16 protein-coding genes are annotated in these 13,935 nt (G+C 63.4%); 12 read left to right on the top strand and 4 right to left on the bottom strand.

Annotation, left to right across the window (positions count from 1 at the left end):
- Positions 1 to 315: 315 nt before the first annotated feature.
- Positions 316 to 603 (top strand): hypothetical protein, encoded by a 288-nt coding sequence (locus tag IVA74_RS30210; protein ID WP_247350305.1) that lies wholly within the window; start codon positions 316 to 318, stop codon positions 601 to 603.
- A gap of 38 nt (positions 604 to 641) precedes the next feature.
- On the top strand, positions 642 to 1,550 hold the full coding sequence (locus IVA74_RS30205) for a hypothetical protein (RefSeq protein WP_247350303.1): 909 nt from the start codon (positions 642 to 644) through the stop codon (positions 1,548 to 1,550).
- A 21-nt stretch (positions 1,551 to 1,571) separates the two neighbouring features.
- Here IVA74_RS30205 and IVA74_RS30200 read toward each other — a convergent pair whose 3' ends face one another.
- Entirely contained in the window at positions 1,572 to 2,351 is a 780-nt protein-coding gene (locus IVA74_RS30200) for a Crp/Fnr family transcriptional regulator (RefSeq protein WP_247350301.1), read from the bottom strand.
- A 258-nt stretch (positions 2,352 to 2,609) separates the two neighbouring features.
- Here IVA74_RS30200 and IVA74_RS30195 point away from each other — a divergent pair, with 258 nt between their 5' ends.
- The 8 genes from IVA74_RS30195 (at position 2,610) to IVA74_RS30160 (ending at position 8,489) form a co-directional block, all read left to right on the top strand.
- Entirely contained in the window at positions 2,610 to 3,062 is a 453-nt protein-coding gene (locus IVA74_RS30195) for a DUF2231 domain-containing protein (RefSeq protein ID WP_247350298.1), read from the top strand.
- Positions 3,059 to 4,393 (top strand): sorbosone dehydrogenase family protein, encoded by a 1,335-nt coding sequence (locus IVA74_RS30190; RefSeq protein WP_247350296.1) that lies wholly within the window; start codon positions 3,059 to 3,061, stop codon positions 4,391 to 4,393. Before IVA74_RS30195 ends, IVA74_RS30190 begins: the two co-directional genes overlap by 4 nt.
- A 25-nt stretch (positions 4,394 to 4,418) precedes the next feature.
- Positions 4,419 to 4,622: a hypothetical protein gene (locus IVA74_RS30185; protein WP_092220800.1), complete on the top strand. Its 204-nt coding sequence runs from the start codon at positions 4,419 to 4,421 to the stop codon at positions 4,620 to 4,622.
- A 36-nt stretch (positions 4,623 to 4,658) separates the two neighbouring features.
- Positions 4,659 to 4,829: a hypothetical protein gene (locus tag IVA74_RS30180; RefSeq protein ID WP_247350294.1), complete on the top strand. Its 171-nt coding sequence runs from the start codon at positions 4,659 to 4,661 to the stop codon at positions 4,827 to 4,829.
- Between the two features lie 120 nt (positions 4,830 to 4,949).
- Positions 4,950 to 6,155, top strand: a complete 1,206-nt coding sequence (locus IVA74_RS30175; protein ID WP_247350293.1) for an MFS transporter — start codon at positions 4,950 to 4,952, stop codon at positions 6,153 to 6,155.
- A 170-nt stretch (positions 6,156 to 6,325) separates the two neighbouring features.
- A complete protein-coding gene (locus IVA74_RS30170; protein WP_247350291.1) occupies positions 6,326 to 7,555 on the top strand; it encodes a CaiB/BaiF CoA-transferase family protein in 1,230 nt (409 codons plus the stop codon).
- A 229-nt stretch (positions 7,556 to 7,784) separates the two neighbouring features.
- Complete coding sequence (locus IVA74_RS30165; protein ID WP_247350289.1) at positions 7,785 to 8,000, top strand: hypothetical protein; 216 nt, start codon at positions 7,785 to 7,787, stop codon at positions 7,998 to 8,000.
- Between the two features lie 96 nt (positions 8,001 to 8,096).
- Positions 8,097 to 8,489, top strand: a complete 393-nt coding sequence (locus IVA74_RS30160; protein WP_247350287.1) for a RidA family protein — start codon at positions 8,097 to 8,099, stop codon at positions 8,487 to 8,489.
- Positions 8,490 to 8,493: 4 nt separating this feature from the next.
- Here the strand turns inward: IVA74_RS30160 and IVA74_RS30155 are convergent, their stop codons facing one another.
- Positions 8,494 to 9,156: a TetR/AcrR family transcriptional regulator gene (locus IVA74_RS30155; RefSeq protein ID WP_247350286.1), complete on the bottom strand. Its 663-nt coding sequence runs from the start codon at positions 9,154 to 9,156 to the stop codon at positions 8,494 to 8,496.
- A 214-nt stretch (positions 9,157 to 9,370) separates the two neighbouring features.
- Here IVA74_RS30155 and IVA74_RS30150 point away from each other — a divergent pair, with 214 nt between their 5' ends.
- Together IVA74_RS30150 and IVA74_RS30145 are read left to right on the top strand one after the other, a co-directional pair.
- Positions 9,371 to 10,606, top strand: coding sequence for an acyl-CoA dehydrogenase family protein (locus tag IVA74_RS30150; protein ID WP_247350285.1), 1,236 nt, complete (start codon positions 9,371 to 9,373; stop codon positions 10,604 to 10,606).
- Between the two features lie 131 nt (positions 10,607 to 10,737).
- The gene (locus tag IVA74_RS30145; protein WP_247350283.1) at positions 10,738 to 11,796 is read left to right on the top strand and encodes a phosphotransferase family protein; all 1,059 of its coding nucleotides are present in this window, start codon (positions 10,738 to 10,740) and stop codon (positions 11,794 to 11,796) included.
- A 107-nt stretch (positions 11,797 to 11,903) separates the two neighbouring features.
- Here IVA74_RS30145 and IVA74_RS30140 read toward each other — a convergent pair whose 3' ends face one another.
- Both IVA74_RS30140 and argE read right to left on the bottom strand, forming a co-directional pair.
- Positions 11,904 to 12,206: a GIY-YIG nuclease family protein gene (locus IVA74_RS30140; protein WP_247350282.1), complete on the bottom strand. Its 303-nt coding sequence runs from the start codon at positions 12,204 to 12,206 to the stop codon at positions 11,904 to 11,906.
- 246 nt (positions 12,207 to 12,452) lie between these two features.
- Complete coding sequence (gene argE, locus IVA74_RS30135; RefSeq protein ID WP_247350280.1) at positions 12,453 to 13,625, bottom strand: acetylornithine deacetylase; 1,173 nt, start codon at positions 13,623 to 13,625, stop codon at positions 12,453 to 12,455.
- Between the last annotated feature and the right edge of the window lie 310 nt (positions 13,626 to 13,935).

The raw sequence follows: 13,935 nt of genomic DNA, 5'->3' as shown, positions 1-13,935 counted from the left end.
CCCTCCGGAAGACATGCAGTGTTGACGTAAGTACGTCGGCGAACGTGAGGAACGTATGTTCGTTCCTGAACTCACGGCACTATGTCCGCCTCACGTCAGATTCCGGCCGGAAAAATTTCGCGCGCTTAACCTGGGATAAAATCGCGGGCAGTTTGGAGGGAACGAAGAGCTTCCAGGATGAAGATGAAGAAGATGATGCTCTCGAGAGAGTCCGACATACGAAAGAACAAATCCTCGCGCCCGGCGTTCACGGCGAAACAGTCTGACGCGAGGGCCGATCCATCGCTCGCTCCTTGTCAGCAATCGAGGTGTCACATGTCATCCAAATCACAAACCAGCGAAGCCCAGCAGACCACCAGCCACGACGTCATCCGGAAATGGGCGGAGGAGCGCGGTGGAAAGCCCGCGACGGTCAAGGCTACGGAGGAGGACGGACACGCCGGCATCCTGCGCATCGATTTCGATCCGCCCGACGAAGGGCTCGACCGGATCGGCTGGGACGAATTCTTCACCAAATTCGACGAGGCCGGCATTGCCTTCCTCCACCAGGACCAGACCAAGGACGGTAAACCGAGCCGCTTTCACAAATTCGTGCGGCGTTGATCGGATCACCGCGAGTGTCGGGCGGTTGGACGGAGGCGATGCGGGCAGGCGACTTCGAACGCGCCTGGGCGATCAACGACCGCGATCTGACGATGCTTGCGTATCCACCCAAGCACACCGGGCCGCGTCACCTCCAGCGGATCTGGCGCGGCGAGGACCTGACGGGCAAGCATGTGCTGGTCCGCTGCTACCATGGGCTTGGCGACACCATTCAGTTCCTGCGCTTCATGCGGCCGCTTCGCGATATCGCGCGCAGCGTCGCGGTCTGGTGCCAGAGCGAGCTCCTGCCGCTGGTCCAGCGAGCGGCTGGCGTCGATCGTGCCTTTGCGCTCCACGACGGTGCGCCTGACGTCGACTTCGAGGTCGATATCGAGATTATGGAGGTTCCGCATGCCATAAAGGCGAGGCGTGAGCACGTCGAAATGCGCGCACCTTACGTATCACTGCCACCGGCGGTCGAGCCAACGCTGCCGCATGAGCGAGGTCTTGCCGTCGGCCTGGTTTGGGAAGTCGGCAATTGGGACAAGCGAAGGACCGTTCCGCCCGCGCTGTTGGGGCATCTTGCCGTTCCCGGCGTAACGCTCTGCTCGCTGCAGCGCGGAGCCCGGACGTGCGAACTGGCAGAGATTGGCGCGAGGGACGTCAGTACGCCTGACGTTACGGTTCTCGGTCATCACCTCCGGCGGCTCGATCTCCTCATTTGCGTCGACACCATGGTAGCCCACCTCGCGGGGGCGCTCGGACGTGACGCGTGGGTGATGTTGCATGCGGATTGCGACTGGCGCTGGCCGTCAGCTGGATCTCACTCCTTCTGGTATCCCAGCCTGCGATTGTTTCATCAGAGGACCCCGGGCGATTGGGATTTGGTCCTTGCAGAGGCACGCAAGGCATTGGTTGCGCGCTCCCGAGGTGTTCAAGGCGTCCGAGGTGTTCAAGGCGTCGTTTGACAACGCGTCGTCTGAAAAAGCTCAAACGAGCGCAACCTCCGCCGTAAGCGGCTTGAGATGCGACGACGCATCCTCATGGCTGGGTCGAATCCCCAGATAAGTCGGATCGAAACTTGCGAGCCGCACGAGTGCCGGCCAGTCCGTGATCATTACCGTCTTACCCTGCCATTGCAGAAGGTTGCATCGTCGCAGTTCCTGAATGGTGCGATTGGCGTGGACAGGGGAGATGCTGCACGCTGCGGCAAGGTCCGATTGGGTGAAGGGTGATGGCAGTCTGAAATCTCTGGCAAGACCGACGCTTTGCAGGCGCGCCGTGATCTCGCACAGCAGATGCGCCACGCGCGTCAATGCATCGCGGCTACCCAGGTTCACTGTCCAGTTGCGCTGAATGGCGTGATCGGTGAGCAGCATCAGCAGCAATGCGCGGGACATAGCGGGCGAACGCGCGGACAGATCGTGAAAGAAGCGATGTGGCACGAGAGCGACGATGGCCGGGCCGAGCGCGATCAGGTTGCCGTCAACGCGAGGGCGATGAAGCGTGTGTAGATTGGCGATGTCACCGGGAACATGGATTGACGTGATCTGCCCGTCCGCGCTCTCTGCGTCCTGCCAGGACAGATATCCCTGGAGCAGCAGACAGCACTGGGTGGCATCGTCGCCATGCCGCAGAACGGTCTGACGCGAACCTAGATGGGCAATTGTGCTTGCCATGTCCGCGAGCAGGTGGAGATCGTCGGCAGTTACTGGAGCGAGGCTCGCCAGCCGGTCGGCGAGCTTGGAGAACGCAAATCCTGCCTGCATTGGTGGTCCGATAACCCCAAAACCCGTCTCCTAATCTGGTCGAAGAGAAGGGTAGAACGCATTAAACTTTGATACGTTGGCTTCGTGTTGCGAACCAAAGTCGAAGGAATGCAGTCCGCCCGAGTGCCCTCGGCATCGGCGCGCGGCGTATCAGGCCAGCGCACCGGTGACGGCGCAAGGCTAGAGGCAAGCGTAGGAACCTTCATCCCAAGGACGAGTTGGCCGTCGGGCAGAGCGAAAGTCATACGAGGCCAAACCGTGCAAGACAACGTGCGCGTTCGCACCACCGCGCAAATCGCGGGCCATCCGATTCATCCGATGCTGGTGCCGATACCGATCGCTTGCTTCATCGGGGCGCTGCTAACCGACATCGCCTACGTCGTCAGTGCCGAGATCATGTGGGCGGATTTTTCGGCCTGGCTTCTGGTCGTCGGCGTCATCTTCGGCGTGCTGGCGGCAATCGCCGGTCTGACCGATTTCCTCGGCAACCGTCTGGTGCGGGCGCAGCCGCCGGCCTGGCCGCACCTGATCGGCAACGCGGTGGCGCTGATCCTGGCCACCGCCAACGCCCTGATCCACACGCGTGATGCCTGGACATCGGTGTGGCCGATCGGGCTCGTGCTTTCGGCGATTACCGTGCTGATCCTGCCCGTCACCGGCTGGCTTGGCTGGGCCATGGTCTATCGCCACGGCGTGGGAGTTGCGCGATGAAATCCTCGATCGCTCGCGCCCTGTTGTGCTCCTGGCTGCTATCCCTCGCCGCCTGCAATGACGGCAGTGGCGATCCGAAGGCGCAAACCGGCGCCAACCCGACGCTTCCCGACATCCAGCAATATCTGCTGCCGCCGATGCACATCGCCCGCATTGTCGGCTGGAAGAAGGACGAGACGCCGGCCGTCGCGCAAGGTTTGCAGGCCAAGGCCTTTGCGACGGGCCTGCAGCATCCGCGATTCCTTTACGTGCTTCCCAACGGCGACGTGCTGGTGGTGGAATCCAAGGCGCCGAAGGCGGCCCCGATCAAGCGGCCCAAGGAAATCGTGATGGGATACATCGAGTCCTGGGCGACATCAGGCGGCGACACCGGCGAGAGCAACCGCATCACGCTGCTGCGCGACGGCAACGGCGACGGCGTGCCGGACACGCAAAGCGTCTTCCTCGACCATCTCAATTCGCCGTTCGGCGTCGCGCTGGTTGGCAACGACCTCTATGTCGCCAACACCGATGCGATCGTCAGATATCCCTACACGGAGGGTGACACGAAGATCACCGCCCCGGGCACGGTGCTGACGCCGCTGCCGGGCGGACCGATCGACCATCACTGGACCAAGAGCCTGGTCGCTAGCCCCGACGGTTCAAAGCTCTATGCCGGCGTCGGTTCCAACAGCAACATCACCGAGAACGGCATGGAGGCCGAGCACAATCGCGCCAACATCCTCGAGGTCGATCGTGCCAGCGGCCGTTGGCGCATCTTCGCGAGCGGGCTGCGCAATCCCAACGGTCTCAGCTTCGAGCCGCAGACCGGGGCGCTGTGGACGGTGGTGAACGAGCGGGACGAACTCGGTCCGGATCTCGTGCCCGACTACATGACATCGGTGAAGGACGGCGGCTTCTACGGCTGGCCCTACAGCTACTACGGCCAGCACGTCGATCCCCGCGTCAAGCCGCAGCGGCCCGACCTCGTCGCCAAGGCGATCGTGCCTGACTACGCGTTGAGCTCGCATGTTGCGCCGCTCGGAATGGCCTTCAACACAAGCGCGAGTCTGCCGGCCGCCTACCGCGGCGGCGCCTTCGTCGGCGAGCATGGCAGTTGGAACAGGCAGGTCTTGAACGGCTACAAGGTGGTGTTCGTGCCGTTCACGGATGGCAAGCCGAGCGGCCCGCCTCAGGACGTCGTCACCGGCTTCCTCAACAACGACAATCACGCGCGCGGGCGGCCCGTCGGCGTCGCCATCGACAAGACCGGCGCGCTGCTGGTCGCCGACGACAGCGGCAACATTGTGTGGCGTGTGACCGCTGCGCATCCCCAGGTCACGCAAAGATAGACCTGAGAACGGGAGGAGTTGGACCATGGGCCTTGCTCAATACGCCATCGTGCCAGTGCAGGACGAATGGGGTGTGCTGCACGACGGCGACGTCAAGAGTAGATACGCCACCAAGGAAGCCGCGTTCGAATCGGCGGTCGCCGCGGCATCCCTGGCGCTTCGCGAGGGACACGAGGTCCATGTCAGCGTGCCTGGCCGCGATGCCGGCGAGAACGCGCTCGGCATTTGACGGATCACTCCGAGCAGAGCACTTCAGGAGACTGCGATGACCAAGCCCCGTGAGCCGAACGGCATTGAGCCCTCTCGCTCCGAAGACGACATTCAGCGCGATCAGCTCGGGCCGCGCGGCGTGCCGGATGCACCGGATCCCGCCAAGATGACACCGCAACGCGACAAGAAGACGCCGAAGCAGGTCGATCCCGGCCATCCTGCCTGACGGCTGCCCCGCGGCTGGCGCGGCCGTGCCATTCGGAACCGCCATTCCCGGTCGTCGCATCCGAGGGTAAGACTGGCGTGACAGGCGTGATCTGCGCCTGGCGGGCAGGCGACGGTTGGAATGCGGTTTCTGAAATCTGACAGCAGGCTGATCGGCGTCCTGCTGGTGCTCGCGGTTACCCAACTTGTTGGGTGGGGTACAATAGGTCTTCCCGCCATTGTCGGGCGCGCTCTCGCGGCCGATCTCGGCATGAGCTTGCCGGCGGTGTTCGCCGGGACATCCGTTCTGTATGTGTCGATGGGGCTGTGCGCGCCATGGCTGGCCAAGTCGTTTGCGCGGCACGGCGCGCGAAACGTGATGGTGGCGGGCACGGTCCTCACCGTGCCGGGCTTCATACTGCTGTCCCTCGCGCGCGAGCCGATGCTCTATTTCGCCGCCTGGATCGTTCTCGGCATCGCCGGCAGCGCCACGCTTTCGACCGGCGCCTATATCATGCTGAACGAGGTCGCCGGGCGGCAGGCCAAGAACGCCATCGGCGCGCTGATGCTGGTGACGGGCCTGTCGAGCAGCATCTTCTGGCCGACCACCTCGTTTCTGAGCGATCAGCTCGGCTGGCGCGCGATGTGCCTCGTCTACGCGGCGATGATGCTCGTCATCAATCTTCCGCTCTTTGCGTTTCTCGCGCCGCGCCGGAAAATTGCCGGAGATGCTGGCGGTGGACCGCTGAAGTCTTCGCCGCCGCCTGCGATTCCCAGGAGCACCTTCAGCCTCGTCGTCGCCGCGATCACGCTCAATGCCTTCGTCAATTTCGGCATCGGTGCCATCATGATCGAGTTGTTGCGGGCGGAGGGGCTGGCGCCGGCGCAGGCGCTTTTGTTCGGCTCGATGCTGGGCGTGATCCAGGTCAGCGCCCGCGGACTCGATTTTCTCGGCGGCGGACGGTGGGACGGAATCACGACCGGGCTCGTAGCCGGCACGGCGCTCCCGGTCGCCATGCTGCTGCTGATGTCGAGCGAGGGCGCGACCTGGGCGGTGGCGGTCTTCATCCTGCTCTATGGTGCCGGCAGCGGCGCGATGGCGGTGGCGCGGGCGACGATCCCGCTGGTGTTCTACGATCAGGCCGAGTTCGCCAAGGCGATGTCGATGATCGCGCTGCCGCTCAATCTCGCCTCCGCCCTTTCTCCGCCGCTCCTGGTCGGCCTGCTCACCCAGTTCGGCAGCCGCGGCGCGCTGGGGCTTACCTTCGTGTTCTCCTGCGCAACGGTGCTGATCCTGGTCCTGCTCGGCCGACGGCGGCCGGAGGTGGTTGCGGCGGCCGTGACCTGAGAATATTCGCGCTGCGGAAATTCGCTGCGAGGGTGACCTGCGCCGGGCGAGCGGGGGGATGGCCGTATGCCCACAGTGCAGTGCTCAGACCGCCAAAATAGTGTATCCGCAGGAAGCGCGGCCCGCGACCTCGCCGCCGCGCCAATATTCGGTTCCCGGAGGACTTCGACATGTCGGCCCTGCCGCTTTCAGGCATCAAGATCCTTGACCTCACCCGCGTGCTTGCCGGACCCTTGTCGGCCCAGATGCTGGGCGATCTCGGCGCGGAGGTGATCAAGATCGAGCGGCCGGGCACCGGCGACGACGCGCGCGCCTTCGGGCCGCCTTACCTGACCGATCCCGAGGGCAAGGCCAACAACAACAATTCCTTCTATCTCTGCGCCAACCGCAACAAGAAGTCGGTCACGGTCAACATCGCCAAGCCCGAGGGGCAGGCGATCATCCGCGAGCTCGCCAAGGATGTCGACGTCTTCATGGAGAACTACAAGGTCGGCGATCTCAAGCGCTACGGCCTCGACTACGAGACGATCAAGGCGATCAACCCCGGCATCATCTATTGCTCGGTGACCGGCTTCGGCCAGACGGGGCCTTACGCGCCGCGCGCCGGCTATGACGCCATCCTGCAGGCGATGGGCGGCCTGATGAGCGTCACCGGCCATATCGACGGCGAGCCCGGCGAGGGCCCGATGAAGGTCGGCCCGTCGATCGTCGACTACATGACCGGCATGAACACCTCGATCGGGATTCTCTCGGCGCTGTACCATCGCGACGCCAATGATGGCGTGGGACAGCATATCGACGTCTGCCTGTTCGACACCGTCATTGCATCGTTGTCGCACTGGCTGCAGATCTACCTCGTCAACGGCAAGACCCCGCCGCGCCGCGGCACCTGGGGCAATGGCGGCATGCCGGCCGGCGTGTTCCGCTGCACCGACGGGGAACTGATGCTGGTGGTCGGCAATGACGGCCAGTTCCAGCGCACCTGCGCGGTGCTCGGTGAGCCCGAGCTCGCGAGCGACAAGCGCTTTGTCAAGAACAACGACCGCGTCGTGCACGGTAAGGAAATCATGGCGATCTTCGCCGGCCTGTTCCTGAAGCAGCCGGTGGCCTATTGGCTGGACAAGCTGGAGGAGGCCGGCGTGCCGTCAGGTCCGATCAACAATTTCGAGCAGGTGTTTTCCGATCCCCACGTCCAGTCGCGCGGCATGCGGGTGAAGGTCGACCATCCCTTCGAGCCCGATCTCTCGCTGATCCGCAACGCGCTGACGCTCTCGGAAACCCCGATCGAGACCTACCGCGCCCCGCCGCTATTAGGGGAGCACACCCAGGAGGTGCTCGGCGGCAAGCTCGGCTATGATGCGGACAAGATCGAGACGCTGAAGCAGCAGGGTATCATCTGAGCTTTTGGGAGAAGGGAAGAGGGCCGGCGCTCGCGGAACGTCGCGCATGCCGCCGGCATCCTGAAGAGCCTGGGGGCGAGCGTCGCGACCGCCAAACGAGGCGCGCGCGATGCTCGGGCTTGCCTGAGGCTTGCGGGCAATCCCCAGATAATCCCGGTCCGTACTCACACAGGCTTCCGTTCCGCGCGCGACTCAGATTCGATCCTTCCACTCAGTCCGGGAGGGAACGATGTCCTACACGATCGGGTTTCAGGCCAAGGACCAGAAGGCCATTCTGGCGACCGAGGCGGCCACGGCAAACCAGGCCGTCGCGATCGTTGCCGCGCTGCGGCAAAGCGCCGACGAAATAAAGTTCATTCGCTCGCCGCAGGAAGGCGAAATGGGCATCGAGATGCTGCTGCTGCTCGCCAAGGAAGAGGCCGAGGAGATGCCGCAGCACGCCTAGGCGGTTCGGCGAGCAAACTTCGATCGGAAGCGAAGCATGGCGGCTGCAGGATGATGTAGCAAGCCGTCATCTCGCTTGAACGGAAGGTGGCCGCCCATGAAACGCGAAGCGCTCCGCGTCGAACCGATCTCGACCTTTCTCGATCGCTGGAAGGCGCCGACCTCGCCGGTCACGCGCGCCGGCAACATGATCTTCGTCGCCGGCCTGCCGCCGTTCGAGCCCGAGACGGGCGAGATCGCGGAAGTGCCGATCGAACGGCAGAGCGAGCTCGTCATGGAGCAGATGAAGCTGTGCCTTCGGACGGCGGGCGCGAGCCTGGACAACGTCATGAAGTGCAACGTCTACTGCACCTCGACAAAACACTTCGCGGCGTTCAACGCCGTCTATGCGCGCTATTTCCCGCAAGATCCGCCGGCGCGGATCTTTGTCTGCACGCCGGAATGGTTTGGCCCCTTCGACGTCGAGATCGACTGCATCGCGATGATGTGAGGTTTCAGCGTGCCGCCACCTTGGACGGCGCCTTCGCCTCCGTCCGTCCCGCCGTCAGCGCCATCGTCGCCACGCTGACGACGCGCGCGACGACGTCCTCGACGTCGTCCAGGTCGCATTTGCCTTCCGAGAGCTTGGTCAACCGCTCGCTCTCGCGGATGGTGTGGTGCGCCATGGCGAGCGCGAAATTCAAGCCCCAATAGATATCGACGTCGCTGCGGTCGGGCAGGGCGCGGCGCATCGCGCCGGCGAATTTCCGCAAATGGTCGATCTCGCGGTTCTTGATGCGGCGGATCGGCGGCACGGATTCGATCGAGGCGCGGATCATGAAGCGCGCCGCGGTGGAGCGCTGGTTCTCCGGGCCGAGGCAGCCGCGCAGCGTCGGGCCGACCAAGGCATGCAGGATCACCTCGATCGACGCGCGGCCGCCGCCTTGTTCTTCCGCCGCCTTCAATTCGCGCAAGCGCTCGCGGTTGGTGGCGATCGAGCGTGTCACGAACAGCTCCGCGATCAACTCGTCCTTCGAACCGAAATGATAGTTCACCGCCGCGAGATTGACACTGGCCTCCGCGACGATGTCGCGCAGCGTCACGTCGCCGAACCCGCGATCGGCATAGAGCCGTTCGGCGGCGGCGAGAAGGGCAGTCCGGGTATGATCACTGGCCATGGGTGCCCCTCGGGAGGGAGTTGCAATTCAAACACTTGTATGAAACTATCGTTTGAAGGCCGGAAAAGTCAATCCGCAATCGGGACGCGTTCGCAAACGCGCGAACCGGTTCCGAAGCATCCGCAAGCCGCGCATTGGCGCTTGCAGGTCGCACGGTGCGGGAGGACAGTCCGGCGCAAATCAAGTTCGCAAAGAGACAACGAGGAGCGTCCCCATGGATTTCGATCTGTCGCCGAAGCAGAAGGAATGGCTCGACCGCGTGCGGTCCTTCATGGCCAAGCACGTGCGCCCGGCGGTGCCTGTCTACAACGAGCAGGATCACAGCGGCGAGCGTTGGAAGGTCATCCCGGTGCTCGAAGACCTCAAGAAGAAGGCGAAGGCCGAAGGCCTCTGGAACATGTTCATGCCGCCGAACGAGCATGAGGACGACGAATTCCGCGGCGCGGGACTGACCAATCTCGAATACGCGCTGCTGTCGGAAGAGATGGGCCGCATCACCTGGGCTTCGGAAGTCTTCAATTGTTCCGCGCCGGACACCGGCAACATGGAAGTGTTCATGCGCTACGGCTCCAAGGAGCAGAAGCGTAAATGGCTGCGCCCGCTGATGGACGGCGAAATCCGCTCCGCCTTCCTGATGACGGAGCCGGCCGTGGCCTCGTCCGATGCCACCAACATCGAGACCAGCATCGTGCGCGACGGCGACCACTACGTCATCAACGGCCGTAAATGGTGGTCGTCCGGCGTCGGCGATCCCCGCTGCAAGATCGCGATCCTGATGGGCAAGACCGATTTCAAGGCGGCCAAGCACCAGCAGCAGTCTCAGATCCTGGTTCCGCTCGACACCCCCGGCATCAAGGTCGAGAAGATGCTGCCCGTGTTCGGCTTCGACGACGCGCCGCATGGCCACGCCCAGGTGCTGCTCGAGAACGTGCGGGTGCCGAAGGAAAACATCCTGCTCGGCGAAGGCCGCGGCTTCGAGATCGCGCAGGGCCGCCTCGGTCCCGGCCGTATCCATCACTGCATGCGCACCATCGGCAAGGCCGAGGAGGCGCTGGAGAAAATGGTAAAGCGGCTCACCTCGCGCACCGCCTTCGGCAAGCGGATCGTCGAGCATTCGGTGTGGGAGCAGCGCATCGGCGAAGCCCGCACCAATATCGAGATGACGCGGCTGCTATGCCTCAAGGCCTCCGACATGATGGACAAGGTCGGCAACAAGACCGCGCAGGCCGAGATCGCCATGATCAAGGTCGCAGCCCCCAACATGGCGCTGAAGATCATCGACGAGGCCATCCAGGCGTTTGGCGGCGCAGGCGTGTCCGACGAAGCGGGCCTTGCCAAGGACTACGCCCACATCCGCACGCTCCGTCTCGCCGACGGCCCGGACGAGGTGCACAATCGCGCCATTGCCAGGCTTGAAGTTCGGAAGTATGCAAACTCTTCCAGTCATTAAGAGGGAGGGCGGAAGCGCGCTCCCGACTTGAAGAAACGACAGGGCATGATCCTTGTTGGATAACCGCTTGACGCAAGTGCAAGAGCGGTTACCGATTAGGATCATGCTTGGACTGAAGAGGGAGCGTCATCGTGGCTGACGGCGTCAGGAAAGACGAAGAGTTCTCGGGCACCAAGCCTGTCGAGGAGCGGCATCGTATCGACGAGATGCGGCTCGAGGCCTGGTTGCGCGACAACGTCGAGGGTTATGAGGGACCGCTGGTCGTGCTCCAGTTCAAGGGCGGCCAGTCCAACCCGACCTACCGGCTTGACACGCCGAACCGCTCCTACGTGATGCGCCGAAAGCCGTTCGGCAAATTGTTGCCGTCGGCGCATGCGGTCGATCGCGAATATCGGGTGATCGCAGCGCTTGGAAAGCAGGGCTTTCCGGTCGCGAAGGCCTATGCGCTGTGCCAGGACGACAGCATCATCGGTTCGGCCTTCTACATCATGTCGATGGAAGACGGCCGGGTGTTCTGGGATCCGGCGTTGCCGAGCCAGACGCCGGAGGACCGCCGAAAAATCTTCACCAGCAAGATCGAGACGCTGGCGAAGCTGCACATGTACGATCCCGTCGCGATCGGTCTTGGCGAGTTCGGCAAGCCCGGCAATTATTTCGCGCGCCAGATCGACCGCTGGACCAAGCAGTATCGGGCGTCCGAGACCCAGACCATTCCGGAGTTCGAGAAGGTCGCGGAATGGTTGCCGAAAACCGTGCCGGAGCAGGCGCGCATCTCGATCGTCCACGGCGACTATCGCCTCGACAACATGATTTTCCACGCGACGGAACCGCGCGTGCAGGCCGTGCTCGACTGGGAATTGTCCACGCTCGGCGATCCCATGGCCGACTTCACCTATCTCCTGATGCAGTGGGTCATGCCGGGCCTTGAGGGCGCCGACCTCAAGGCGCTCAACATTCCGAGCGTGGAAGAGGCCGCGCAGATCTATTGCAACGTCACCAAGATGACGGTGCCTGACCTCAACTGGTACTTCGCCTACAATCTATTCCGCCTCGCCGGCATCACCCAGGGCATCGCCGGCCGCGTCCGCGACGGCACCGCGGCGAATGCCAAGGCGCTGGAATCAGCCAAGCGCACCGTACCGCTGTCGAAAGCGTCGTGGGAATACGCGCAGAAGGCGGGCGCGGTTTAAGGAATCCGAAGGCGCGGCTGACGGCCGCGCCTTTTTTCCTCGATCGCCGTTCTCGTGTCCCGGACGCGGCGCAGCACGAAGTGCTGCTCCGCAGAGCCGGGACCCAGTCACGTCGCCAAGGTATTCAACTCGTTCGTAAGATCGCGCCAATCCCGATTGAGCTCTTCGATCAGCTTGAGCTTCCACGCCCGTCGCCAACGCTTCAACGAATGCTCGCGTGAGCGTGCCTCGAGCACGGACTCGAAGGTTTCGAAGTAGACGAGCAGAGTTACATCGTATTGCCGCGTGAAGCCGGGTAGGAGTTTGGACTTGTGCTCGGTCATTCGTCGACCGAGATTGTTGGTGACCCCGACATAAAGAGTCCCGTTTCGCTTGCTCGCGAGGATGTACACGAAAAAGGGCATCTGCATGCAACCTGTGTCCGATGGCGGCGCGACTTAAGATTGCATGTTGAGGCACCGTCGCCAAGGGCGCCTGGGTCCCGGCTCTGCGGCGCGTCACTGCGTGCCGCACCGCGTCCGGGACACGTGAGCGGATTCCGGGCGAGCGATTTCGCCTCCCGAGGCCGATGAATAGCCATGCTTTCTTGTCCCGGACGCGGTGCAGCACGAAGTGCTGCTCCGCAGAGCCGGGACCCAGATAGCTGCAGACACCAATTATGACGCAACACAATGCGCGATCAGCTTCTCCACGAACGCCGCGCATTTCTCCAGCTGCGCCATTTCCACGAATTCGTCCGGCGTGTGCGCCTGCGCGATTCCGCCGGGGCCGATCACCACGGATGGGATATCGGCCATGCTGGCAAACAGGCTCGCCTCGGTGCCGAAGGCGACCTTGGCGTGGTCGTTGCGGCCGGCGAGGCTCTTGGCCAGCGTCACGATGGCGGCGTCGGCGGCCGTGTCGAGCGCGGGGTAGTCGAGGATCTCCTCGAAATCGATGCCGCATTCCGGATGCATCGACTTCATCGCGGGCTCGAGCTCGGCCTTGGCCCAGGCGACGATCGCATCCGTGACCTCGCGCGACTCGGTGATGCCGATGCCGCGGCATTCGAAATCCACCGTGCAACTATCCGGCACGATGTTCAGCGCGGCGCCGCCATGGACGATGCTGGTGAGCAGCGTCGAGTGCGGAACATCGTAGAGGCTGTCCGTTGACCGCACGGCGGCGAGCGTGACCGCGCGGCGGCGGATTTCGACGATCAGCTCGGCCGCATATTCGATCGCATTCACCCCGTCGGGCGCGATCGAGGAGTGGCGGGCCAGCCCCCGAAACGTCGCGCGCACGCCGTGCTTGCCCTTGTGCCCGATGATGACCTTCATCTCGGTGGGCTCGCCGACGAAGCAGCCGAGCGGCCTGACCTTCTTCTTCGCGATCTCGCCGAGCATCGGCCGCACGCCGACGCAGCCGATCTCTTCGTCATAGGAGATCGCCAGATGGATCGGCGTTTCCAGCTTCACCTCCAGCATTTCAGGCACCATGGCGAGGCACACCGCGACGAAACCCTTCATGTCGGTGGTGCCGCGGCCGTAGAGCCTGCCGTCGCGCTCGATCAGCTTGAACGGATCGTGGCTCCAGTCCTGGCCGACCACAGGCACCACGTCGGTATGTCCTGACAGCACCAGGCCGGGGCGGTCCTCGGGTCCAATGGTGACCCACAGCGAGGCTTTCTGTCCGGTCTCGTCGACGATGCGCTCACCCTTGACGCCGAGCGCGGCGAGATAGCTCTCGATATGCGCGATCAAGGACAGGTTGGAACGATCGCTGATCGTGTCGAAGCCGACGAGGTCGGCGAGCAGCTTGCGGATACGGTCGGGTCTTGAGCTTGGCATTTTCACGTTCTTGTCAGGAGGTGGGAAGCTGACGCAGCTTGCATGAACCATACCAATGTTGCGGGTGTTAGGGCAAACCAGCACAAATCCGTCCGGGCGACGAGATGTTGTGTGGCCCGTCGGGCAAAACACCCAAATGCTCGGTCAACCCGCATCGCCAAAGATATTCCGCTTTACCGAAATTCGGAAACGGCGTATGTATCGCCGCAACCCGGCCCAAGGAAGAGGGGCGTATCGCGATCGTCACGAACGCGGGCCGGGCGGCGGTGGACGCCGATCACATCGGCGCGAATGGTTTCGCAGGGCGGAG

Origin of the sequence: Bradyrhizobium sp. 132 (assembly GCF_023074185.1) — a bacterium.
Classification (GTDB): domain Bacteria; phylum Pseudomonadota; class Alphaproteobacteria; order Rhizobiales; family Xanthobacteraceae; genus Bradyrhizobium.
The sequence above is the reverse complement of the archived record's forward strand: the minus strand, read 5'-3'. Positions and strand labels throughout refer to the sequence as shown.

Bases quoted from the DNA above. Each gene is read 5' to 3' on its own strand.
- IVA74_RS30210 (WP_247350305.1), top strand. From the start codon at position 316: ATGTCATCCAAATCACAAACCAGCGAAGCCCAGCAGACCACCAGCCAC.
- IVA74_RS30205 (WP_247350303.1), top strand. From the start codon at position 642: ATGCGGGCAGGCGACTTCGAACGCGCCTGGGCGATCAACGACCGCGAT.
- IVA74_RS30200 (WP_247350301.1), bottom strand. From the start codon at position 2,351: ATGCAGGCAGGATTTGCGTTCTCCAAGCTCGCCGACCGGCTGGCGAGC.
- IVA74_RS30190 (WP_247350296.1), top strand. From the start codon at position 3,059: ATGAAATCCTCGATCGCTCGCGCCCTGTTGTGCTCCTGGCTGCTATCC.
- IVA74_RS30185 (WP_092220800.1), top strand. From the start codon at position 4,419: ATGGGCCTTGCTCAATACGCCATCGTGCCAGTGCAGGACGAATGGGGT.
- IVA74_RS30180 (WP_247350294.1), top strand. From the start codon at position 4,659: ATGACCAAGCCCCGTGAGCCGAACGGCATTGAGCCCTCTCGCTCCGAA.
- IVA74_RS30175 (WP_247350293.1), top strand. From the start codon at position 4,950: ATGCGGTTTCTGAAATCTGACAGCAGGCTGATCGGCGTCCTGCTGGTG.
- IVA74_RS30170 (WP_247350291.1), top strand. From the start codon at position 6,326: ATGTCGGCCCTGCCGCTTTCAGGCATCAAGATCCTTGACCTCACCCGC.
- IVA74_RS30165 (WP_247350289.1), top strand. From the start codon at position 7,785: ATGTCCTACACGATCGGGTTTCAGGCCAAGGACCAGAAGGCCATTCTG.
- IVA74_RS30160 (WP_247350287.1), top strand. From the start codon at position 8,097: ATGAAACGCGAAGCGCTCCGCGTCGAACCGATCTCGACCTTTCTCGAT.
- IVA74_RS30155 (WP_247350286.1), bottom strand. From the start codon at position 9,156: ATGGCCAGTGATCATACCCGGACTGCCCTTCTCGCCGCCGCCGAACGG.
- IVA74_RS30150 (WP_247350285.1), top strand. From the start codon at position 9,371: ATGGATTTCGATCTGTCGCCGAAGCAGAAGGAATGGCTCGACCGCGTG.
- IVA74_RS30140 (WP_247350282.1), bottom strand. From the start codon at position 12,206: ATGCAGATGCCCTTTTTCGTGTACATCCTCGCGAGCAAGCGAAACGGG.
- argE (WP_247350280.1), bottom strand. From the start codon at position 13,625: ATGCCAAGCTCAAGACCCGACCGTATCCGCAAGCTGCTCGCCGACCTC.